16 protein-coding genes, 1 tRNA gene and 1 pseudogene are annotated in these 21,762 nt (G+C 68.4%); 13 read left to right on the top strand and 5 right to left on the bottom strand.

What is annotated here, in order from left to right:
- Positions 1–63: 63 nt before the first annotated feature.
- From ACIBCJ_RS09800 to ACIBCJ_RS09790, 3 genes are all read left to right on the top strand, one after another.
- A complete protein-coding gene (locus ACIBCJ_RS09800) occupies positions 64–1,269 on the top strand; it encodes a DNA polymerase III subunit delta' (RefSeq protein WP_362507878.1) in 1,206 nt (401 codons plus the stop codon).
- Between the two features lie 136 nt (positions 1,270–1,405).
- Complete coding sequence (locus ACIBCJ_RS09795) at positions 1,406–3,025, top strand: alpha/beta hydrolase (protein WP_362507880.1); 1,620 nt, start codon at positions 1,406–1,408, stop codon at positions 3,023–3,025.
- A gap of 117 nt (positions 3,026–3,142) precedes the next feature.
- A tRNA-Thr gene (locus ACIBCJ_RS09790) sits at positions 3,143–3,219 on the top strand.
- A 125-nt stretch (positions 3,220–3,344) separates the two neighbouring features.
- Here the strand turns inward: ACIBCJ_RS09790 and ACIBCJ_RS09785 are convergent.
- A complete protein-coding gene (locus ACIBCJ_RS09785) occupies positions 3,345–5,018 on the bottom strand; it encodes a tyrosine-type recombinase/integrase (protein ID WP_365979332.1) in 1,674 nt (557 codons plus the stop codon).
- Positions 5,015–5,716 (bottom strand): helix-turn-helix transcriptional regulator, encoded by a 702-nt coding sequence (locus ACIBCJ_RS09780; RefSeq protein ID WP_365979331.1) that lies wholly within the window; start codon positions 5,714–5,716, stop codon positions 5,015–5,017. The genes ACIBCJ_RS09785 and ACIBCJ_RS09780 overlap by 4 nt, the downstream gene beginning before the upstream one ends.
- A gap of 94 nt (positions 5,717–5,810) precedes the next feature.
- Here ACIBCJ_RS09780 and ACIBCJ_RS09775 point away from each other — a divergent pair, with 94 nt between their 5' ends.
- The 6 genes from ACIBCJ_RS09775 to ACIBCJ_RS09750 all read left to right on the top strand — a co-directional run bounded on the left by ACIBCJ_RS09775 (position 5,811) and on the right by ACIBCJ_RS09750 (position 12,581).
- Positions 5,811–6,041: a hypothetical protein gene (locus ACIBCJ_RS09775; RefSeq protein ID WP_215207164.1), complete on the top strand. Its 231-nt coding sequence runs from the start codon at positions 5,811–5,813 to the stop codon at positions 6,039–6,041.
- A gap of 233 nt (positions 6,042–6,274) precedes the next feature.
- Positions 6,275–7,576: a DUF3631 domain-containing protein gene (locus ACIBCJ_RS09770; RefSeq protein WP_365979330.1), complete on the top strand. Its 1,302-nt coding sequence runs from the start codon at positions 6,275–6,277 to the stop codon at positions 7,574–7,576.
- Positions 7,577–8,020: 444 nt separating this feature from the next.
- Positions 8,021–8,872 (top strand): DUF2637 domain-containing protein, encoded by an 852-nt coding sequence (locus ACIBCJ_RS09765; RefSeq protein ID WP_365979329.1) that lies wholly within the window; start codon positions 8,021–8,023, stop codon positions 8,870–8,872.
- Positions 8,873–9,405: 533 nt separating this feature from the next.
- Positions 9,406–9,756 carry a MobC family plasmid mobilization relaxosome protein gene (locus ACIBCJ_RS09760; protein WP_365979328.1) on the top strand — a complete coding sequence of 117 codons (351 nt, stop codon included), beginning with the start codon at positions 9,406–9,408 and terminating at the stop codon, positions 9,754–9,756.
- On the top strand, positions 9,753–11,465 hold the full coding sequence (locus tag ACIBCJ_RS09755) for a relaxase/mobilization nuclease domain-containing protein (protein WP_365979327.1): 1,713 nt from the start codon (positions 9,753–9,755) through the stop codon (positions 11,463–11,465). Before ACIBCJ_RS09760 ends, ACIBCJ_RS09755 begins: the two co-directional genes overlap by 4 nt.
- 654 nt (positions 11,466–12,119) lie before the next feature.
- Positions 12,120–12,581: a lactococcin 972 family bacteriocin gene (locus tag ACIBCJ_RS09750; RefSeq protein ID WP_365979326.1), complete on the top strand. Its 462-nt coding sequence runs from the start codon at positions 12,120–12,122 to the stop codon at positions 12,579–12,581.
- Positions 12,582–13,637: 1,056 nt separating this feature from the next.
- Here ACIBCJ_RS09750 and ACIBCJ_RS09745 read toward each other — a convergent pair.
- Together ACIBCJ_RS09745 and ACIBCJ_RS09740 are read right to left on the bottom strand one after the other, a co-directional pair.
- Positions 13,638–14,591, bottom strand: coding sequence for an FAD-dependent oxidoreductase (locus ACIBCJ_RS09745; RefSeq protein WP_365979325.1), 954 nt, complete (start codon positions 14,589–14,591; stop codon positions 13,638–13,640).
- A 10-nt stretch (positions 14,592–14,601) separates the two neighbouring features.
- Positions 14,602–16,047, bottom strand: coding sequence for a carph-isopro domain-containing protein (locus ACIBCJ_RS09740; protein WP_365979324.1), 1,446 nt, complete (start codon positions 16,045–16,047; stop codon positions 14,602–14,604).
- Here ACIBCJ_RS09740 and ACIBCJ_RS09735 point away from each other — a divergent pair.
- Positions 16,041–16,763 carry a type ISP restriction/modification enzyme gene (locus ACIBCJ_RS09735; RefSeq protein ID WP_365979323.1) on the top strand — a complete coding sequence of 241 codons (723 nt, stop codon included), beginning with the start codon at positions 16,041–16,043 and terminating at the stop codon, positions 16,761–16,763. The two genes, ACIBCJ_RS09740 and ACIBCJ_RS09735, sit on opposite strands and share 7 nt — an antisense overlap.
- A 383-nt stretch (positions 16,764–17,146) precedes the next feature.
- On the opposite strand, the gene ACIBCJ_RS09730 is transcribed toward ACIBCJ_RS09735, so the two are convergent.
- Positions 17,147–18,244, bottom strand: coding sequence for a helix-turn-helix transcriptional regulator (locus ACIBCJ_RS09730; protein ID WP_365979322.1), 1,098 nt, complete (start codon positions 18,242–18,244; stop codon positions 17,147–17,149).
- A gap of 871 nt (positions 18,245–19,115) precedes the next feature.
- Here ACIBCJ_RS09730 and ACIBCJ_RS09725 point away from each other — a divergent pair.
- From ACIBCJ_RS09725 to ACIBCJ_RS09715, 3 genes and pseudogenes are all read left to right on the top strand, one after another.
- Positions 19,116–19,205, top strand: a pseudogene (locus ACIBCJ_RS09725) (site-specific DNA-methyltransferase); the annotation flags it as partial.
- Positions 19,206–19,306: 101 nt separating this feature from the next.
- Positions 19,307–20,752: an MFS transporter gene (locus ACIBCJ_RS09720; RefSeq protein ID WP_365979321.1), complete on the top strand. Its 1,446-nt coding sequence runs from the start codon at positions 19,307–19,309 to the stop codon at positions 20,750–20,752.
- Between the two features lie 128 nt (positions 20,753–20,880).
- Positions 20,881–21,711 carry a helix-turn-helix transcriptional regulator gene (locus tag ACIBCJ_RS09715; RefSeq protein ID WP_365979320.1) on the top strand — a complete coding sequence of 277 codons (831 nt, stop codon included), beginning with the start codon at positions 20,881–20,883 and terminating at the stop codon, positions 21,709–21,711.
- Positions 21,712–21,762 lie beyond the last annotated feature (51 nt).

Raw genomic sequence — 21,762 nt, 5'->3', positions numbered from 1 at the left:
GACCGGTTCGGTGTGGCCGCCTCGATGCGGCCGGCTCGGTGTGACGGAAGGACGGCGTGACCCATGACCGTGTGGGACGACCTCGTCGGTCAGGAGAAGGTGTGCGAGCCGCTCGCCGCCGCGGCCCGGGATGCCGACGCCTTCGTCACCGCGGCCGCGGCCGACGGCCCGCTGCCGCAGTCGACGAGCATGACGCACGCCTGGCTGTTCACGGGCCCGCCCGGCTCCGGCGTGGCACAGACGGCGCGGGCCTTCGCCGCCGCCCTGCAGTGCGTCAGCCCCGACCGCGCTCTCGGCGGCGTCCCCGGCTGCGGCTTCTGCGACGGATGCCACACCGCGCTGGTCGGCACCCACGCCGACGTCAGCACGGTGGTCGCCATGGGCGCCGAGATCCGCGCCAGGGACATGCGGGACACGGTCCGCAAGTCGTTCACCTCACCGGCGAACGGCCGCTGGCAGATCATCCTCGTCGAAGAGGCCGAGCGGCTGAACGAGAAGTCGGCCAACGCCGTCCTGAAAGCCGTGGAGGAACCGGCCCCGCGCACCGTCTGGCTGCTGTGCGCCCCCTCGGTCGAGGACGTCCTGCCCACCATCCGCTCCCGCTGCCGCCACCTGAACCTGCGCACGCCGTCGGTCCAGGCCGTCGCCGACATGCTCGTACGGCGCGAGGGCATCGAACCGGACGTCGCCGCGGCGGCGGCCCGCGCCACCCAGGGCCACATCGACCGCGCCCGCCGCCTGGCCACGGACCAGGCGGCCCGGGCGCGCCGGCAGGCGGTGCTGAAGCTGCCGCTGCGGGTCGAGGACATCGGCGGCGCCCTCAAGGCGGCCCAGGAGCTGGTCGACGCGGCGGCGGAGGACGCCAAGCAGCTGGCCGAGGAGATGGACACCAAGGAGACCGAGGAGCTGAAGGCGGCGCTGGGCGCGGCCCAGGGCGGCCGGCTCCCGCGCGGCACGGCAGGCGTGATCAAGGACCTGGAGGCCGACCAGAAGCGCCGCAAGGCCCGTACGCAGCGCAACAGCCTGGACCTCGCCCTGTCCGAGCTCACCGGCTTCTACCGCGACGTCCTCGCGCTCCAGCTCGGCACCCGCGTGGCCATCGCCAACAGCGACGCGCAGGACGCCCTGGAGCGGCTCGCCCGCGGCAGCACACCCGAGTCGACGCTGCGCCGCATCGAGGCGATCGCGGCCTGCGGCGAGGCCCTCGACCGCAACGTGCCCCCGCTGCTGGCGGTGGAGGCGATGACGATGGCACTCAGAGCCGGCTGAGGACGGCCCCCAGGAGGCTCCCGCGCGCTCCCCGGGACCGCGCCCCCGGGCAGCGCCCGGTTGACGCCGTAACCCGTACGAGGCACACGTCACCACGCACCGCTATGGCGCGGTCTCTGAGCGTTACGCTCGACGGATGCACACAAGGCGTACCCATCGCAGGACCCGCACCGGCAGCACCCGTCACCGGGCCGCGCTGCTCGCCGCCGCGCTGCTCGCCACCGCCTGCTCGGCCGGGGGCGCGTCGACGTCCGCCGGTTCGCCCGCGGCGGAGGCGGCGGGCTCCACGGAGGCGGCGACGGCGACGCTGACCGCCCTGCCTCGGGCCACGCCCTCCGAGCTGGCTCCGTACTACGGGCAGAAGCTCAGCTGGCGCGACTGCGGCGTGCCCGGCTTCCAGTGCGCCACCATGAAGGCCCCGCTCGACTACGCCAAGCCCACCGAGGGCGACGTCCGCCTCGCGGTGGCCCGCAAGAAGGCCACGGGACCGGGCAAGCGGCTCGGCTCGCTGCTGGTCAACCCGGGCGGACCGGGCGGCTCGGCGATCGGTTACCTCCAGCAGTACGCGGGCATCGGCTACCCGGCGAAGGTCCGCGCCGCGTACGACATGGTCGCGGTCGACCCCCGGGGCGTGGCCCGCAGCGAGCCCGTCGAGTGCCTGGACGGGCGCGAGATGGACGCCTATACGCAGACCGACGTCACCCCGGACGACGCCGAGGAGACGGACGAGCTGGTCGGCGCCTACAAGAAGTTCGCCGAGGGCTGCGGAGCGGACGCGCCGAAGCTGCTGCGCCACGTCTCGACGGTCGAGGCGGCGCGGGACATGGACGTCCTGCGCGCGGTGCTCGGCGACGAGAAGCTGACCTACGTCGGAGCGTCGTACGGCACCTTCCTGGGCGCGACCTACGCCGGCCTGTTCCCGGACCGGACGGGCCGCCTGGTCCTGGACGGCGCGATGGACCCGTCCCTGCCCGCGCGCCGCCTGAACCTGGAGCAGACGGCGGGCTTCGAGACGGCGTTCCAGTCCTTCGCGAAGGACTGCGTGCAGCAGTCCGACTGCCCCCTCGGCGACAAGGACACCACCCCCGACCAGGTCGGCAAGCACCTGAAGGCCTTCTTCGACGACCTGGACGCCGAGCCGATCCCCGCCGGGGACGCCGACGGCCGCAAGCTCACCGAGTCCCTCGCCACCACCGGCGTGATCGCGGCGATGTACGACGAGGGCGCCTGGCAGCAGCTGCGCGAGTCGCTGACCTCGGCGATGAAGGAGAAGGACGGCGCGGGCCTGCTGATCCTGTCCGACAGCTACTACGAGCGCGAGGCCGACGGCGGCTACAGCAACCTGATGTTCGCCAACGCCGCCGTGAACTGCCTCGACCTCCCCGCCGCCTTCTCCTCCCCGGACGAGGTACGCGACGCCCTCCCCGAGTTCGAGAAGGCCTCCCCGGTCTTCGGCGAGGGCCTCGCCTGGTCCTCCCTGAACTGCACCTACTGGCCGGTGCGGCCCACGGGCGAGCCGCACCGCATCGAGGCGGCCGGCGCCACCCCGATCGTCGTGGTCGGCACCACCCGCGACCCCGCCACCCCGTACCGCTGGGCCGAGGCCCTGGCCGACCAGCTCTCCTCCGGCCGCCTGCTCACCTACGAGGGCGACGGTCACACCGCGTACGGCCGCGGCAGCTCCTGCATCGACTCGGCGATCAACACGTACCTGCTGAGCGGCACCGCGCCCGCGGCCGGCAAGCGCTGCTCCTGACGACACGGAGCCCTCGTACCGGCCCCGGCCCCCGGGCGTCCGGGGCCGGTACGGAGCACCCCGGGAAACTGTGTAGACTTACCGACGTTGCTGATCGCACCATGGGTGCACCAGCGCGCCGCCTTAGCTCAGATGGCCAGAGCAACGCACTCGTAATGCGTAGGTCTCGGGTTCGAATCCCGAAGGCGGCTCCATTAAACCCCAAGTCACATAGCCCGTGACCTGGGGATTTCTATTGCTCGGGGCATGACGGGTCTCACGGCCGGGTTGCCGTGACTTTGCCTGCGTGAGCGATGCGTGAGCGGAGCCGCCCGGGAACCTACTTCTGGGACTTGCCGCGCTTGGGCTTCTTGGTGCCCTTGCCCGGGGCGTTCGCCTTGGTCTTCGGCTTGCCGGCCTTCGCCTTGCCGGCGTTCTTGGCCGCAGCCTTCTTGGCCGCAGCCTTCTTGGCCTTCTCCTTCTTCGCGGCCTTGCGTGCCGCCTTCTCGGCCTCGGCCTTGCGCTGAAGGGGGACCAGCTTCGCGGTCGCCTCGGCGGCGCTCCTGCCGACCTGGGGCAGGACGCTCTGATAGATGTCCCGGGTGATCCGGGTATCACTGTGACCGAGGGTGTCCGACACGATCTTGATGTCGATGTCAGCGGCGAGCATCAGGGTGGCGGCGCCGTGGCGGAGGTCGTGCAGACGGATCGGCGGGAGTCCGGATGCGGCGACGAGACGCTCGAAGAGATCGGTCACCTTGCCCGGGTGGAGCCAGGAGCCGTCCTCCTGGGTGAAGACGTGCCCCGTCTCGACCCAGGCGGCGCCCCACTCCTTGCGGTCCGCGTCCTGCCGCTCACGGTGCCGCTTCAGGACGTCGACGGTGTCGTCGTCGAGCGCGACCACGCGATACCCGCTGTCCGTCTTGGGATCGGACGCCTCGACCCCCCAGCCGTCCTGCACGAGTTGGGAGGAGACGGTCAGGGCGTGCGTGTCGAGGTTCGTCTCCGACCACGGCTGCCCGCACGCCTCGCCACGGCGAAGGCCACGGAAGGCGATCAGGTGCCACATCGCGTACAGCCGGTCTTCGGCGACGAAGTCGAGGAACGCTCCTGTCTGCTGCGGCGTCCAGACCATCACCGGCGACGGCTTCTCGCCCGTCTGCTCCCACTTGGAGACCCGCTCGTCCGTCCACACGAGCGCCTTCGGCTTGCGCACGGGATCGATCTCGACGTGGGCGGCGGGGTTGAAGGTGATGATCTGCTGCCCGATCGCGTCGTTCAGGGCCGCGCGGAGGGTGGCCTTGACGTGCTGGCGCGTGGCGGGGCCGGTGATACGGCGGAAGGGCGGCATCTCATCGATCGCTGCCTTCATCGCCTTGCGCCGGGCTCGGTTCTCCGCGCCCTTCCACGGCACGGTCGCCAGCTCGTCGATCGCGGCTCGCCGTTGGGCGTTGTCCTCCAGGATCTGGGCGTTCGCGTCTCGGATGTCCGTGAACATCTCGCTGAGGTGGCTCACGCGGAGCCGGTCCAGGCGCCGGTTCCCGATGCGAGGCTTCAGGTGCACGCGGATGTCGGTCTCGTAGCGGTTAATACCGGACTTGCGTATGCGCTTGCCGGCCAGCCACCGGTCGAGCCACTCGGCCACGGTCAGGCTGCCGATGAGGTCCTGGCCGGAGTTGAGACGCCGCCTCGTCTCCTCGACCTCGGGCAGAGGCGACCGCTCGCGGCTGACCTCGGCCAGCATCTCGGCGATGAGCTCGGTGCCCTCGGGATCGTCCGACTCGGCCAGCCCGAGGAGGGCGCGCACGTGGTCGAGGTCGGCCTGGGCCGCCTTCAGGCTGCCGTACCCGCCACGGGCGAAGGAGCGCCGACTGCCGTCCTCACGGGGCGAGAGCTCCTGGCGTACGGAGTAGGTGCAGTGGTTCCTGCTGTTGCGCTTGGGGCAGGAGGTGCCGAGTTCCTTGCCGGTCTTCGGGGCGCGGCAGGAGCAGCGGCGGTAGGTGGAACCCTTCAAAGATCATTCTCCTCGGTGGTATCGGGATCGCTCCCGGATGAGTCGATCGCGGTGGCCACATCTGGCCACAGGGACGGGGGAGTGACGCCCTCTTGCCGGATGAACGCGCGGATTCTGCGCAAGCTGCTGGCGGCGTCGTCGGCCGTCTCGGCGGCACGGGCCTGAGAGCGGAGGGCCTCGGCTTTACGGTCGGCGTTCGGGGCGGTCTCGGCCTGGTAGCGCGCGTGGTCCTCGTCACGGCGCGCCTTCCGTAGCCGCTCCTCGGCAGCGTGATGGGCGCGGAAGTAGCGGAGCATGTCGTCGTCCGTGCCGAGGTCGGTCTCCTCTCCAGTGAACCGGCGCAGCGCGTCCAGCGAAGTGGTGGGGTGCTGAAGAGGGAGTCGCTGCACGTCGTCGACGTATCCGACCGGGTAGACGAGGCAGATGGGCGGGGTATTCAGCGCTTCGGCCAGGACGATGACGTCGACCAAGGGCAGGTTGGAGCGGCGTCCGGACTCCATGTTGGCGATGACGTTGCGGGGGATCGGGTGGCCGATCTCCTCGCACTTGTCGGCCAAGTCCTGCGCACTCCAACCCAGTTCCTTCCGTCGTCTGCGGACTTCGGCGGCCACGGTGGCCATGACCTGATCCACCCACTCCGGGACGTCGTCCTCGTCGTCGACCTTCTTGGATCCAGGATCGCTACGGCGTTGTGTCATTTAGACACAGTAGCTCGCTTAGCGTTAATTCCAAGACCTGGAGACGGGCGCGATGGGCGCGTTCGCCGTGGGCTCAGTCATGGATGGAGCACGCATGCGCGAGAAGGAAGAGGCCGGCCGAGCGAAGGGGATGAGCCGCGAGGAGCTCCTTGAGCTCCCCGCAGCCGTTGACCTGGAGACGGGAAACCGGGCGCTGGGACTGGGCCGGAGCAAGGGATACGAACTGGCCAAGCGCGGCCAGTACCCGTGCAAGGTGCTCCGTCTCGGAAACGCCTACCGAGTGGTGACCGCAGACTTGTTGGCCCTGCTGGGGCTGGCAGCGTGAAGCGCCTGACGCCTAGCAGATGGTTCTGCGCTGAGCTGACACAGAAACGCTGGACTGTGGCACAGCTTGGACGTACTGTCCGTGGTCGCTCGCGGTGCCGAGAGACCCGCGAGAAGAGAGGGAGCCTCCGGCGGTGCAACGCCGGAGGCCCCGAGACTCCCCAGCAATCCCGTGCGAACCGACCCGGCGGCAGGGGTGTGCAAACCCAAAACCGCCAGACGAGGAGCCGCTCAGTGCAACCCGAGAACCCCGAGTCCTATTCCGCCCCCGTACGAGCGGCTTGGCCCACCACAGCCATCCCCGGCCGGCCCGGAGCCCACCTGAGTCCCGCGCAGGCCGACGGCAGGGTGGACCCGAGCGACGGTACGGCCGATGACAGCGCCAACGAGACGGACCCGGCGATCGGCCTGGAGGCCATGCCCGACGCGGAGCCGACGGTCGGCTCGAAGGCTCTGGACGAGCTGCGCTCGCAGATAGCCCGGTTCGTGATCCCGCCCTCCTCTGAGGCACTGGACGCGATCACTCTGTGGGTGGCAGCGACACATCTCCAGCCGGCGTGGCAGCACGCCCCTCGGTTGGCAGTGGTGGGGCCGGCGAAGCGCTGCGGCAAGTCGCGGTTGCTGGACGTGCTGACGGAGACGGTCCACGAGCCCATGCTCACCATCAACACCACACCGGCGGCCATCTTCCGCTCGATCCACGAGGACGAGCCGCCGACGTTGCTGGTGGACGAGGCCGACACCATCTTCGGCCCCAAGGTCGCGGAGAAGAACGAGGAGACGCGCGGCCTGCTCAACGCCGGCCATCAGCGCGGACGGTACGTCACCCGGGTCGTTGGCAACGACCACACCCCGCACAAGTTCGCCACCTTCGCGATGGCGGCCATCGCGGGAATCGGGGACCTGCCCGACACGGTCATGGACCGGTCGGTGGTCATCCGCATGCGGCGCCGGGCCGAGGGCGAGAAGGTCAAGCCCTTCCGCTCCCGCCGGGACATCCCCGCCCTGCACGAGCTGCGCGACCGCATCCACGCACTGGCCAGGCCGCTGCTGGAAGACGCCGCGAACCTGGAGCCGGACATGCCGGTCGAAGACCGCGCCGCCGACACGTGGGAACCCTTGGTGATCGTCGCCGACCTGGCGGGCGGCCGCTGGCCCCGGCTGGCGCGGATCGCCTGCGCGCGGATGGTCGCCGCCGAAGTGGCGGCAGAAGAGGACCACCCCAGCGGGGCGCGCATCCTGGCCGACATCCGTCGGGTCTTCTTCGCCCAGAGGGAGGCGGACAGCCTCTCCACCGAGGATCTTCTGCACTACCTGAACGCGGACGCCGAAGCCCCGTGGGGAGAGCGAGGCCGCTACGGCCTGACCGCCCGCGAACTTGGCGCGATGCTGCGCGACTACGACATCCGGCCCGGCAATGTACGCATGGCCGACCGGACTCAGCGCAAGGGCTACATGCGCCACAAGTTCCTCGACGCGTGGCGGCGGTACTGTCCGGCCGTCCACCCAGTCGAGGCCCGCGGCGGCGATTGCTGATCCGCGGCTCCTGGTTGCCGTACTTGCCGTCCCTGCCGTGATCTCGCAGGTCAGACAGCACGCCGGCAAGACGTCAGCCAGGGGCAAGACGGCAACGCAGGCGTTTCCAGGAGTGCTGCCCGCCGGAGACGCTGCCGAGATCCGTCTTGCCACGTCCCAGGCGTCCATGCCGTATCGCCGCAGCTCACAGCCCTGCCTACTGGGACGGACGGTGCTGCGCAGCCGTCCCTTCACGGGACACACCGACCCAAGCAAGCCCGCCCCGACGGCGCCGTTCTTGTCCCGAGTCGGGACAAGAACGCCGCACACCTGTCCCGACTCGGGACAAGACGCCAGCACCCGCCGGGACGGCACATCAGGAGAGCTGCCGTCCCGCCCTGACCTGCACGTGCAACGGCCGAGACGGCAAAGACGCCGCACACCGCTACCCCAGGAGCCTTCCGCTTGACCACTCCGCCCCTCACGCAAGCCCCACAGCCGCACGATGACGTCCCCAGCGAAGGGCGACCGAAAAGGAAGGCTGACGCCGAGCAGTTCGCGCTCGGCGCGGCCGGCATCGTCATCGTCGCCCTGACCGCCGGAGCGTTCTGGCTCTCCTACGCGCACCTGGCTGACGTCGCCGGCCAGCACGGGCTCGGAGCGTCGCCCATTCGCCGCTGGGCCTGGCCCGCCACCCTGGACGCGTTCATCGTCGCGGGCGAACTGCTCATGCTGCGCGCGGCACTGCGCCGCGTCATGGACCCGTGGGCGATCGCCGTGACCGCCGTCGGATCGGTCGGCTCCATAGCCCTGAACGTCGCCGGGGTCAGCGGCACGGGCAACGCACGCACCGTCCCGTTCCTCGACTACGTGGTCGCCGCCGTCCCTCCGGCCGCCGCGATGGTCGCCTTCGGCGTCCTCATGCGACAGATCCACCAGCTCGTCGCACCGTCCGACGACTCTCCGAACACCGGTTCCGTACAGACGCCGGAGCAAGCGGTCGGCGACTTCAGTCACAGCCACCTGCCAGACGCCGCTCCTGCCGGTTCACGAGCCGCCGGCGGTGAGCGGACGGAACCCGCGGCACAGGTTCCGGAGGGCAAACCGAGCGGTGGCCGTCCGGCGAAGGCGACCATCGCGGAGCTGGCGGATATCGGCCGGGCCGCCGGTCACCAGCACGGCAAACTCACGCGCGGCCTGCTCCGAGCGGCAGTGAAGGACCGGGACCTGACGATCGGCAGTGAGCGGCAGACCGAGGTGATGGAACTGCTTCGGCCGGAACTAGAAGCCGCCGGGATCGATGTCTCCAAGCGCTGACCGCCGTCTGCTCGGGTGACCGGAACCCTTCCGGTCACCCGAGCAGACGGCCAACCGCCCAGCCAATCTCCACACCCTGTGGACAGCACGACGACCCTGCCGGGCAGGCATCTCCGCTCCGCCTGCCGGCCGTACCTGGAGCAGCTTCCTTGACGCACGACGAGCACCCGCCTGAAGACACCGACGCTGAGACACCTGTGTCGTCGCACTCCCCAACGCTGCTGGGACATCTGCGACGGGCGTTCGGACGGACGGACCCTGGCGGAGCCAGTAGTACCCCGAGTCCGACTCAAGGCCGGTCTTCGGGGGTCTCCGCCCCGGGAGTTGCGGAGACGGCCCGACGCCAGGGGGCGCCGGACCAGGAGGTCGGGGCCGAGGGCAGCCCCGATCCGGACACTCTGCACGCTGTCCAGCAGCAGATTCTCCGCTCCGAGTCCGCAGCCACCCCGGCGGCCGTTCAGGGAGACGTGCAGAGCGTTCAGCCGGCGATCCGTCGTTTCAGCGGCACGAAGCGAACCATCCGTGTCGGTCCGATGCGGTTTACCAGCGTCGAGCACGTCAGGCTCCAGGAGGCCGCCGCCGAGCACGGCTACAAAGGGGAGTCCGGCTTCGCCGCCGACGTCGTCCTCGCCTTCATCAGCGGCCGGTTCACGGCGAATCTACCGCTGTCCGAGGACCGCCGCCGCACCCACATGTTCCGTGCCCAGGTGCTGCGCGAGCTCAACCGCATCGGCGTCAACGTCAACCAGATCGCCCGTGCCCTCAACAGCGACCTGACTCCGCCCGATATCCGTCACCGTCTCGGCGAGCTGGACCGCCTGCTGGAGCTGATCGCCGAGGCCATGCGTGAACCCGCTGGTACCAGGAAGGACCAGGTAGCGTGATCGCCGCCATCAAACCGGCCGGGTCCAACACCCGTGGCCTACTCGCCTACCTCTACGGCCCCGGTCGCCACGACGAGCACACCGACCCGCACATCGTCGCCGGCTTCGCCATGCTCGGCATGCCAGACCCCGGTCGTGACCATGACGCCACCCTCACCCAGCTCGCTCGCCACCTCGACGAGCCTGTCCAGCTTCGGAACAGCGAGTTCGGCAAGAAGGTCACCGACCATGTCTGGCACTGCCCCGTCCGCGCAGCCCCAGAAGACCGCCGCCTCTCCGACGCCGAGTGGGCCGAGATCGCCCAGCGGATCGTCGAAGCCGCCGGAATCGCCCCTGCCGGAGACGACCTCGGCTGCCGTTGGACCGCCGTACGCCACGCCGACGACCACATCCACATCCTTGCCACCACCGTCCGCGAAGACGGCCGCCGCCCCAGGCTCCACGACAGCGGCGTCCGCGTCGGTGACGCCTGCCGCCAGATCGAGAAGGACTATGGCCTACGGCAGCTGAAGAAGGGCGACCGCACCGCCGGACGCCGGCCCAGCCAACCCGAGATGCACAAGGCCGAACGGCTTGGCTGGGAGCAGACCAGCCGCGACTGGCTCCAGGACCACATCCGCGCCGCCATTCCCCACGCCGGCAGCGCCGAGGAACTCCTCGCCTACCTCGAAGCAGACGGCATCGCGGTCAAACCCCGCCGCGGACCGTCCGGAGACCTCCTCGGCTACGCCGTCGGCCGCCCCGGCGACCTCAATAGCGACGGCGAACAGATCTTCCACCCCGGCGGAAAGGTCGCCCCCGACCTCACGCTCCCCAAACTGAAGGCCCGCCTCGAAACCACCGCGCCGGAGGAGCACCCCACCGCCCGCCGCGACCAACCTGCTACCCCCTGGCACCAGGCAACCGACGCCCTTGACGGTCTCCGCACCGACATGGCCGACGACACTCATGCCCAGGCCCGCATCACCGCGCTTGGCGAACTCATCGAGGCGGCCGCCCAGAAAGTCCCCACTCACCTCCAAGCTGAACTCCGAGCCGCATCTCGAGCTTTCGCTCGCGCCCAGCGCTCCCAGATCCGCGCCGAGAACCAGGCCGCCCACACCCTGCGCACCGCCGCCCGCGACATCGCCCACAGCGCCACCGGTCCCGATGCAAGTGCCCTGGCCACCCTGCTCGCCGCCCTCGTTTGGGCTACGGTCCTCGCCGCCCACTGGCACGACGCAAGAAGCCACGCCCACCAGACCGAAGCTGCCCGCCAGACCCTCCACCACCTTCAGGCGGCAGCCGACCATGCCCTCACGCCCGTCCTCGACAGCCTCGCTACCCGTCAACCCAGGGAGCAGGCCCACCGGACCCTTGTCCACGACCTCCGCGCCGCCATCCCCGACCACGCCGACCGCATTCTCACCGACCCAGCCTGGCCCGCCCTCGCCACCGTCCTCGCCGACGCCGAAGCCGGCGGCCACAAACCCCACCAGCTCCTCAAGGAAGCCGCCGTCCAACGCGAACTGACCACAGCCCGCCAACCCGCTCGCGTCCTGATCACCCGCATCCAACACACCAGCCGCAACCCCGCACCCAACCCCCGAGCGGAAGCCGCCCGCCGACGCACCACCATGCGGGTATCCGCGACTGATCTGGGATCGGATGCGACACAGCCCGCTTCGCTTCCCGAGACTGCTCGCTCCACCAAGCGTCCACGGCTGTAAGGAAGTCGGGTCAGTCACCAAGGCAGGTACTCGCATTTTCCCCTGACGGTCTGGCATGGGATTTTGCTGCAATTCTGAATCGATCGCTGCCGTCAGAAGCAGAGCGAGGAGAGCGGGGAGTGAGTCTGGCGATATATAGCTGACGGTAACGCCAAATGCTGGGCGGTCGGACAGTCCATTGCTGCACCTGCAATGCGTGACGATCCTCATTGTCACTAGAATGGGATATGCAACGACCCAAACCGCAGTATCTCGACCGCTCAACTAGTCACACCACCAGTTGCCGCCCGGGCGGCCATCCACCGATAAAACGTCTTGTGATTTTCGATCGAAAGGCACTTGATCGAATTGCCATTGTAACCAAGGGGGAGGGGTGGAAGGGTGACAAGGGTGAAGTCGAGATTGGTAATCAGCCAGCGGCCATACCTTGCATGACATCAATGGGAGTAGCGGGAGGTGCGCGTCCAGGTGGGACTATTTGGGCAAACCGTATCAAACCCCTTGGGATGAATATTGAGCAATTGGATTAAATGTACAAAGTGGACGGCGACTGCTTTCCGGTCAATCGCCTTCGTTCTCCTTTACTGAGAGGTGTAGACCTGAGCAAGATCCTCTCGTGACCTCCGCTGGGGAGGTCAAGGGGAGGGGTGCATTATGAAGGGTTCCGGTAGATCCATAGCGCTCGCGGCGGCAAGCGCAGCGCTGGCCACTGGCGTTCTCGCCGCGCCGGCCGCAGCGGACAGCTCTCAGGCTGGCGCCGGCGTCGTCGCCAACGTCACCGTCCACAGCCGAGGAGACGGCGTGAAGCCTCCGGCTGTGCTGGGGGACCCCAAAGAATGGGGTGTGGTGGAACTGACCATCGATGATTCGGCAGGGAGTGTCACGCCGATGACCACCATCGAGGTTGGTGGCGGCCAGTGGGCCTACGGCTGGTACTCCGTATCGAACGGCAAGTACTGCTACTCGAACTACTACCACTACAGTGTGATGCACGGTTCGACCGTGCAGATCGCTGGAGACTCGAACAAGAGCGTTGAGGCCGCAGGCAACACCTCCATGGCTCACCTGACGAGAGGTGCGGCGTACACGTGCAAGACCTTCTACGCCAAGTACTGAGCCCGCGTCTTCCGGCTCTCCTCCTGATGGCGCCTGAGGGTCGGTTCGGGTGACTTCACTCCGGCCCGAGGTATCTGCACGGAATCCCGTATGGATGCCTCGGGTCGACGCGGTTTATGATCGGTGACCGACTGCAGAGTTAGGCAAAACGTGTACTTTTCGCGTGATCGTGTCGTGCCTATCGCGGTAGCTCTCGTGTCGGGCATCGCGCTTGGCGCGCTCGGCCCGTTCGCAGCCAAGTTCGATAACTCGATCTGTCAAGCAGTGGCCGCTGCCTTTTCTGGGGGATGGTCGTGGGCATGCTTTGCTTTTCTTGTCGGCTATTTCCGTAGGTCTAGAATAGAGTCGACGCTCCTGGCGTCCTCGGCTCTGACCGTCGGGGTCATGGTGTACTACATTTTCAAGTTTTTGAGTCCTGCTGCGACGACTGGACAGGTTGTCTCTGTGGGTTCCGGAGATGAGCTTGTCTCCAGAATCCTATTTTGGATTGTAGCGGCCTTTATTTGCGGGGGTCCCGTGGGGTTCCTGGGGAATATTGCTCGTATACCCGGAGTCGGTGGACTGCCGTTCCGATTGCTCGTTCCCCTAATCGCCTTTTACGAGACGTCGCAACGCCTGAGTACGGAAGCAAGCGCGCAGTCTGTCAGTGTCGAGACAACGTGGATCACGATTCGTTTTCTGTCGTGTGTTGTCGCCGTAGCCCTCATCGGGCACACAGTGTGGACTTGGTGGAGTGTTAGGCGTCGTCGTCATGCGGCCTCTACGAGCTCATAGCACGATCATGGCGTGGCCTTCTTGAGTCGTCGACAGCAGATGGGGGCTGCAGCCCAACGAAACGAAGGCGTTGTTGAATTCGAGGCGGTGCTTCCACCGCACGGTCAGTCGCTCGAATTGGTGGAGTAGAGCGAAGGTCTGTTCGGCGACGTAGCGGAGCTTGTCCAGGCCCGTGAGATTCGGGGCGCACTTGCAGGAGTCCCACGCGCCCAAGACAAACTCCGGCCGCAGTTGCGGGCGGCCGGGACAGCGATCCAGTCATGGGTTCTGGTCCGTCATGGCTCACTTCCCCGTGAGTAGTCCACGAGCTTCCTCGGCACACCCCCACGAGAGCGTGACGCCAGCACCGCCGTGCCCGTAGTTGTGCACGACCAGAGCGCCGTCCTCCCGCCGGTCGGCGTGCACCCGGACCGAGGCCCGGGTGGGCCGGGCGCCGATCCGATGCTCAAGTACGCGGGCTGCGGCAAGACGGGGTTCGACCTCGGCACAGCGGGCGAGGATGCCGGCTGCCGCCTTGTCGTCGAGGGCTAGGCCACCCTCCCCGTCGATGGCCGTGCCGCCGAGGACCACGGTGTCGCCATGGGGGTAGAAGCACAGTAGGTCTGGTGAGAGGCCGGTGTCCTCGGAGAAGAAATCGGTCAGCCCTGGGTTGGTGACGACGACGTGTTGGCCGCGGATGGGCCGGAGACCAGGGTCAGGGAGTAGATATTTGGCACCCAGTCCCGCGCAGTTGACGATCACGGTGGCCGGGGCGGCGTCCCAGAGTGAGCCCAGGCGTCGCCGCTCGACTATTCCCCCAGCGGCATCGAGTCGACGCAGGAGGTAGTCGAGGTAGGTGGGCATGTCGATCAGCGGCACGGTGAACCGGTAGCCGGCCGAGAAACCGGCCGGTAGTTCAGCCGGCCCACACGGCCGGAAGCCGGGCAGGGCGGTCGCCCAGTCCGGTGGCGCCTCGGCCGTGCGGGATGCCTCGATGCCGCTGGTGAGCCGGACGCCCGTGGCCGGATCCTCGGCCAGCCTACGGAAGATCTCCAGCGACCGTTGTCCCCACTGGTCGACCTTGTCCTTCGGTTCGACCAAGTACGGACCCCACATCGCCCCGGCCGCCAGCGAGGTGACGCCCGGCACCTCCTCGGCGATGACATGCACCAAGAGGCCGGCCTCGGCGAGAACGACGGCGGTGGTGAGCCCTGCCACCCCAGCCCCGACAACGACAACACGCTCCCCTGCGCCCATGATCCTGACCCTAACGGCCGGGTGGTGTCGACGGGGCATGTTGAGTGAGGGCGTGCTCCAGGGTCGACAGGAAGCTGCGAACGTGGGCGTTGCGCTGTCGGCGGCGCAGGTCTGCGGCGAGCTGGTGGAGCAGGGCCGCGCTGCGTGGCGAGCGCACGACGTCGAGGCGGTCGGTGACGATCTGGCCGACCTCGCAGGCGGCCTTGAGATCACCATGGGCGCTGTAGCCCAGGGCCAGCCAGGCCCCTTCGAACATGGCCCTGCGCTGGCTGGGGTCACCGCGCGGGACGTCGTACGCCCCGGACCGGAGCATCTCCGCACCCTGGGCGAGGAAGCGTCGGCCCCGCGTACCACCGTCCGTCTTCAGCTGGGCGCGGCCCATCTGGACAAGGCCGTAGCCGGCCTGGCAGTCGAGGTGGTTGTCGGTGAGGAAGTACATCCAGCGGGGTTCCTCCTGGGCGCCGTCCCGGCTGGTGATCAGTTCGCGTGCGGCCCCACGGGTGTGGGCGAAGTCGTTGTCACGGTCGGCGGTGGCGTACGCGTACGCGAGCCGGGACAGGACGGATGCCCGTACGGCCGGCGGTGCGGCGTCGCTGGCGCGGCGGGCGGCTTCGCCGAGTGCGATGGCGTCGGCCGGGTGGCCCCGGCTCGCGGCCTGGAACGAGAGGTCGCCGAGAACGTGGGCGCACAGGGGCAGGTCGTTGACCTGATGCGCCGCGCGTAGCGCCGTGGCGAAGTAGCGCTGCGCCAGACCGTGATCGGCAGCGTCGAACGCCATCCAGCCGGCCAGCTGGCCGATCTCCGCGAGCGCGCGAATGAGACGGCTCGCGACGGCGGGAGCGTGACCGCCCTCGCGGATCAGGAGGCCGACCGCACGGAACTGGGCACCTACGTAAGGGAGATGCCGTGCCCCACCGTGCTCGTCATCGAGCGCGGAGAGCATAGGCAGGTGCTGTTCGACTTGGTCCACGAGCGGATCGGCACCCATGGACGGTGTGATCCGATGCGTGTACTGGCCGCGCCCCGCGGTGCCGTCGAGGTACTGGGCGACGATCGCGAGGAGCCCCGCACCTGAGATCGCGAGGAACCGGCGTCGGTCGACGAGCCCTCCCATCACCCAATCCTCCACGGTCGCCTCCATGCCCTGCACGGTCCAGGGCCGTGCGAGATCCGTGTCGGCCGGAACGAGCGCCGAAGAGTCGCCCACGCGGCCCTGCCAGAGTTCGGCCACCGACATAGGTCTACCCAGCTCCTGGGAGAGCACGTAGGCCGTCATCATCGGTAACGGCGAGCGCGGCAACGAGCCGGCGTCCCGCCAGTGGTAAGGCGCCGACTCAGCAACCGTCCCAGCTCCGAACACCCTGTTGAGCTTGCGAGCGAGAGCCTTCGGGCTCCACCCGAGTTCGTCGAGGCACCCCGCCAGTACGGCGTTGGGTTCCCCTGCCTGCGGTGCCACGTGCGACCACCTCTTGCCCCAGTGGTACCTACCGCGAGCTGGCGATCGAGGGGGGATTCGACTTCGGAGGTGGAGACGAAGCGTACGAACGCGTCGACAACATCACCGATGCTGCGCTCCGCGACTTCCAGAAGCGGTACGACGATCCCGCCCTAACAAAGGACGACATCTTCCACTACACGTATGGCCTGCTTCACTCTCCGGAGTACCGCGAACGCTTCGCCGCCGACCTGAAGAAGTCCCTCCCTCGTGTCCCCAAGGTGCGCGACTTCCAAGGCTTCGCCAAGGCCGGCCGCAAGCTTTCCGACCTGCACATCAACTACGAGCAGGCCGATCCGTACGGCGGCATCGTGGAGAACGTCACCGGTGACTCATCAGGCACTCCGCCGCGTGAGCTATACCGGGTCGCCAAGATGAAGATTCCCAAGGCGAAGGGGCAGTCGGACCGTTCGACGATCGTCTACAACCATCGCGTGACCCTCACCAACATCCCGGACGAGGCATATCGTTACCAACTCGGCGCCCGCTCCGCGATTGAGTGGATCATCGACCGGTACCAGGTCAAGGTCGACAAGGCATCGGAGATCACCAACGACCCCAACGACTGGTCTGATGACCCGCGCTACATCATCGACCTCCTCAAGCGGATCGTGACGGTCAGTCTGGAGACGATGAAGATCGTGGATAGCCTGCCGACGCTGGACATCCTCGAGTAGGGCGTTCTTCTGGGCAGGAGCTTTATGGCCTGCCCAGACCACGTCTCTGCGTGAGCGATGCGTGAGCGGACGAGACAGCACCCGTTGAATTGAGCGTCACTCCGTCGAGGCCGACAAGTCTCTGACCAGCTAAAACTGGACTGAGCGTGATAACGGATCACCAGTCGTCATGATCTTGCGGGCCCTCGTAATGCGTAGGTCTCGGGTTCGAATCCCGAAGGCGGCTCTGAACAGACCAGGTCACATGACTCGTGACCTGGTCTTTTTATGTTCCGGTGGCTGATTGCCGTGCGCGGTCGAGGGCTGCGCGATGTCATGCGTGAGCGGGTGTGACCGCGATACCCGGGGTATCTCGCCGGATCTTCCGCGGAGGCAGGGTGCCTTCAGTTCAGCCGGTCGGTGTAGGTGACGTAGATGACCTCGGAGACGGTGGTCAACTTTTCCCGTACGGCGTCGGCTATGAGGGACTCCCAGGCGGAGGTGTCGGCAAGTCCGGCAGTGACGAAGACTTCGGAGGGGGCCGCAATGGTGATGTGCAGCTGGGACTGGCGGAGCTCGACGCCGGCGACCCGGCATCTGCGCAACAGCTCCGCCTCTGTGGGCGGCATGCCCTTCTCCTTCCATCGTTGCTGTTCGAAGAGGGCGGCCCATACCTCCTGGACGGTGCGCTCCGCAGCGTCGTGGCACTGTGCGCACTGCTTCATGCGGCCGCCGGCCTCGTCCGAGAGCCGAATCCGTTTCACCGCGGTGCACAGCCGGCAGCGCACCGTCCAAGGCGCGTTGTAGCCCCGGTAGCGCTCGGCAGGGGAGTAGCCGGCGGAGGACAGGAGCCGGGCGGCCTGCTCGGCTGTCACCCTCCCGGACGGGTCCTCCGCCGCCTCGGCCTCCTGGAGGTCGAGCAGAGTTCTGGAGGTCTTCAGGTCCGCTGCGTGGTGCTGCCGCACGCGTGCCCATGCCTGGAGCCATTCTGCGTGGTCCCTCTCGGGTACTTCGCAGGCGCGCAGGAAGGCGACCAACTGTTCGGGTGAGCTGGGTACTTGCCGGCGGCTGACAATGCGCTGGGCCGCGCTGCTGGAGAGCGTGGCTCTGGCGGCCCGGGCTCGGCGCTCCATCTCGCGGCGCGAGGGCGCCCCTCCTCGCTCGTGGATGTCGGCCAGCCCGGCGCCGAGGTCCGCCAGGTCTCGCATCATGCGCGGCTTGGGGACGGATCTGCGCTCCCCAGCGTGCTCCTCCGCGTGCTCCTCACGGCGAGCCGCCAGCCACAACCGATCGGTTTCGTCGACGTCCAGGCCGCAGACCGCGGCATACGCGCGGGCCACCTGACGTCCTGGCACGCTCCGGCCGCCGGCCGCCCGCTGCAGTGTCGCCGCGCTGTACGCCGAGGCGCGCTGGGCCAGTTCGGCGTAGCTCAGCCCCTTACGGGAACGCCCCTTGCGTAAGAACAGGGCGAGTTCGGCTCTGGCTGTGCCCGGCCAGGGCACGGCTCGTTCTGGCCTCCCCACGTTCGTTGCCCGTCACCGGCACGACGCCGCGGCGCGCCCTCGGCCTGAGCGCCGTACCCGGTCGTCGCCGAAGAGCGCTGCCAGGGCGGAGATGGCCGTCGCGGCCTGCGCTGCGACAGCAATGGTGCTGTTCAAGATGGGGCCTGACAGCACAAGAACGATCACGACGACGACTACCGCGCCGGTGGCCGTCGATCGCACGCCCGCCGGCCTGGAGAAACGCGGCACTCGGCGTGACCAGTTGATGGGAGAATGCTTGGGCAAGGGGTCCTCCTGGCCATTGAAAAAGACAGATGTCGGCAGTGGCCGCACGACCACGCTCCTGGCTCCGATGTGATTCCGCCGCGAGGAGTAGGCGCTCCTGAACGGCTCCCGAAATCCTGCCAGGAGCGGCACCACCTCAGGGGGCGATCGGGTGCGTTGGCGCATGTCTGAGCCGGTCCTCAAATCCGACCCAGCCGGGTGGCGACCGCTACGTATGCCACCAGGTCCCCGCTTTTCGCTCTGGCGCGATCTGCGTCAACCCACTGACCAGGAATTCCAGGTCGTGGCCACCGGCCCCGGCCACTCCATGATCGTTTAGGGGTCATCGGAAAAGTCACTTCGGTCCGCTCCCGTTTGTCACAACGGACCCTGCCTGACACGCTCATGGCTGCCGATGTTCCAGAGCATGGGCTCCTCCCTGACGCTCCTGGCTCCACCATCAGCGGTACGGGGATTTCCGGCAGGCCAGGTTGGCGCGTGGCTTGCCCCGGGGCCGGCCCGCGCGACGGTCCGGCCCCGTTCACGCGTCCAATCGGTCGCTCAGGCCCACCAGCGCGCGGCCGATCCTGGGCCGGGTTCTCCGAGTCCCCAGGGCGGCGACGTCCTCGGCGCGTTCACCGGTAGCGGCCCCACGGGGGTCGCGGCCCTGGGCGAGGGACGGTGCTTCGTGGGTGTCGGGACGCGGTCGTCGAGGGTGGCACTGCCAGTGCCACCCTCGACTGTGATGGTGTCGAGTGAGGGCTGGCTGGCCCCTCGCGGGTCCACCAGGCTGAAGCCATGACCAGCATCGAAACCGCGCGGCCGACGGCCTCGGTATCCCCAACCGTGCAGATGAGCGGCCGTCAGGTGGCGGCGCTCGTTGTCCTCCTGGCGTCCCAGTTCATGATGGCCGCCGACTTCTCCGTGCTGAACGTCGCCCTTCCCGAGGTCGGTGTCTCGCTCGGCTTCTCGACCGGCAGCTTGCAGTGGATCACCACGATGTTCGCGCTGTGCGCGGCGGGCTGCACCCTCGTCTTCGGCCGGGTCGGTGACTTCGTCGGACGGCGGCGCATCTTCACCATCGGCATGGTCGTCCTCGCCGTCTCCTCACTCCTCGGCGGTGTCGCCGGAACGCCGGCGATGCTCCTGCTGGCCCGCACGCTCCAGGGTCTGGCCACCGCGGCCGTGACGCCGGCCGCCCTCGCCCTGCTGACCACCGCGTTCACCGAGCCCGGTCTGCGCGCCCGCGCGCTGGGGCTCAACAGCGTCATGATGAGCGCCGGGTTCAGCGTCGGCGCCATCCTCGGCGGTGTCCTGACCGACGTCCTGTCCTGGCGCTGGGCGTTCTTCATCAACATCCCCGTGGCGATCGCGGCCATCATCGTCGTGCCCCTGGTCGTGGACGAGAGCCGGGCGGAGCGGCGCAGCCGGATCGACCTGTCCGGTGCCGTGCTGATCACCCTGGGCATGTTCGCCGGGATCTACGGCGTCACCCGGGTCGGCGAGGACGGCCTGGACGCCGTAGCCGGTGCCTGCCTCGTCGCCGCCGCCGTCCTGCTCGGCGTGTTCTGGGTGGTCGAGAGCCGTACGGCCGACGCCCTGGTCCCGGTGCGGATCCTGAAGAAGCCGGACATCGCCTTCGGGAACCTGGCCGCGCTGTTCATCTTCGGCGGCGAGACCGCGCTGATCTTCTTCACCGGGCTGTACGTGCAGAACGTGCTGGGCCTGTCGTCCCTGCTCGCGGGGCTGGTGCTGCTCGGCATCGGCGTGGGGCAGATCATCGCCGGTGTGGTGGGCCCCCGCATCCTGCAGAAGGTGTCGCCGCGGTCGCTGCTGGGCGTGTCGTTGTTCTTCCAGGGCGCGTTCATGCTGTTCGGGGCGTGGGCGTCGGCCGACTCCGCGTGGCTGGTGCCGCTCATCGTCACGCAGTTCGTCAACGCCTTCTTCTCCATGCTCGCCGCGCTGTGCTTCATGGTGATCGCCACGTCGTCCGCCGACGCCGACTCCCAGGGCATGGCCACCGGCATGGCCACCCAGAGCCAGCAGGTCGGCATCGCGATCGGCATTCCGCTGATCAGCGCGGTCTTCGCGGCCGTGATCGGCTCGGGCACCCCCACGGTCGCCCAGGAACTCTCCGGCATCCACACCGCGATCGCCGTCACCGGCACGGCCCAGGTCGTCGTCGGCCTGATCCTGTGGCTCGTGCTGCGCGCCCGCTCCCCCAAGCCGGCGGCGTCCGTCTGACATTCCCCCGCGGGGCGCCGTCCGCGGCCGGTGAGCGCACCGCGCTCACCGGCCGCTTCCTGCCAACACCCACGGAGCCGATTGCGCACGCACCGGCCCCGCCCATAATCAGAGAGGTGGACCATGTCATGAACGCGAACCTCGGCAGCTACCTTCGGCAGATGCGCGAGCGGGCCCAGCCCGAGCAGAAAGGGCTTCCCGCGGGGGGCGCGCGTCGGGTTCCGGGGCTGCGCCGCGAGGAGGTGGCGGCCCTCGCGGGGGTCAGCCAGACCTACTACACCCGGCTGGAACAGTCCCACACGGCCCACGCCTCACCTCAGGTGCTGCTGTCGATCGCGCGGGCGCTGGAGCTGAGCAACGACGAGCAGGACTACCTGTTGAAGATCGGTTCCCCGGAGCAGCCGGGGCAGCCCAGGCCGGCTCAGGACGGACAGCTCGGCCCGTCGGCGCGCATGCTCCTGGCGTCCCTGGACGGTGTGGCCGCCGCGGTACTCAACTACCGCTGCGACATCGTCGGCTGGAACCTGCTCTTCCACTCGCTGTTCGCCCCGCACCTGGACTTCGCCCTCACCGACGACCCCGAGCTGCGGCCGAACATCATCAAGCTGAACTTCCTCGACGAGAACGTGCGCTCGCTCTACGCGGACTGGCGTACGGAGTCCGAGGCCAACGTCGCCTATCTGCGCTTCATCTCCGGCGCCCACCGCCACGATCGGCGGCTCGCCGAGCTGATCGGTGAACTCATCATCCAGAGCAGCGAGTTCGGTTCGCTGTGGCCCCGGCAGGACGTGGCGAACTGCGTGGAGGGCACGAAGCTCTTCCACCACCCCGTCGTGGGTGAGCTCGACCTGATGTACCAGTCCGCCCAGCTCCCCGACGGAAACATCCTGAAGTTCTACCACGCCGAACCGGACTCCCCGCACGAGGCGTCGCTGCGTCTGCTGCGCGTGGACTGGTAGTCCTGAGGCCGGTTCCCGACGGTGCGGGAGCGGGCCCGACGCGCCGTGCGT

The organism is Streptomyces sp. NPDC051136, assembly GCF_044455745.1.
Classification (GTDB): domain Bacteria; phylum Actinomycetota; class Actinomycetes; order Streptomycetales; family Streptomycetaceae; genus Streptomyces.
This window is presented reverse-complemented; position numbering and strand designations above follow the sequence as displayed.

Coding starts and splice junctions, on each gene's coding strand:
- ACIBCJ_RS09800 (WP_362507878.1), top strand. CDS start 64: ATGACCGTGTGGGACGACCTCGTCGGTCAGGAGAAGGTGTGCGAGCCG.
- ACIBCJ_RS09795 (WP_362507880.1), top strand. CDS start 1,406: ATGCACACAAGGCGTACCCATCGCAGGACCCGCACCGGCAGCACCCGT.
- ACIBCJ_RS09780 (WP_365979331.1), bottom strand. CDS start 5,716: ATGACACAACGCCGTAGCGATCCTGGATCCAAGAAGGTCGACGACGAG.
- ACIBCJ_RS09775 (WP_215207164.1), top strand. CDS start 5,811: ATGCGCGAGAAGGAAGAGGCCGGCCGAGCGAAGGGGATGAGCCGCGAG.
- ACIBCJ_RS09760 (WP_365979328.1), top strand. CDS start 9,406: ATGCGGTTTACCAGCGTCGAGCACGTCAGGCTCCAGGAGGCCGCCGCC.
- ACIBCJ_RS09750 (WP_365979326.1), top strand. CDS start 12,120: ATGAAGGGTTCCGGTAGATCCATAGCGCTCGCGGCGGCAAGCGCAGCG.
- ACIBCJ_RS09745 (WP_365979325.1), bottom strand. CDS start 14,591: ATGGGCGCAGGGGAGCGTGTTGTCGTTGTCGGGGCTGGGGTGGCAGGG.
- ACIBCJ_RS09720 (WP_365979321.1), top strand. CDS start 19,307: ATGACCAGCATCGAAACCGCGCGGCCGACGGCCTCGGTATCCCCAACC.
- ACIBCJ_RS09715 (WP_365979320.1), top strand. CDS start 20,881: ATGAACGCGAACCTCGGCAGCTACCTTCGGCAGATGCGCGAGCGGGCC.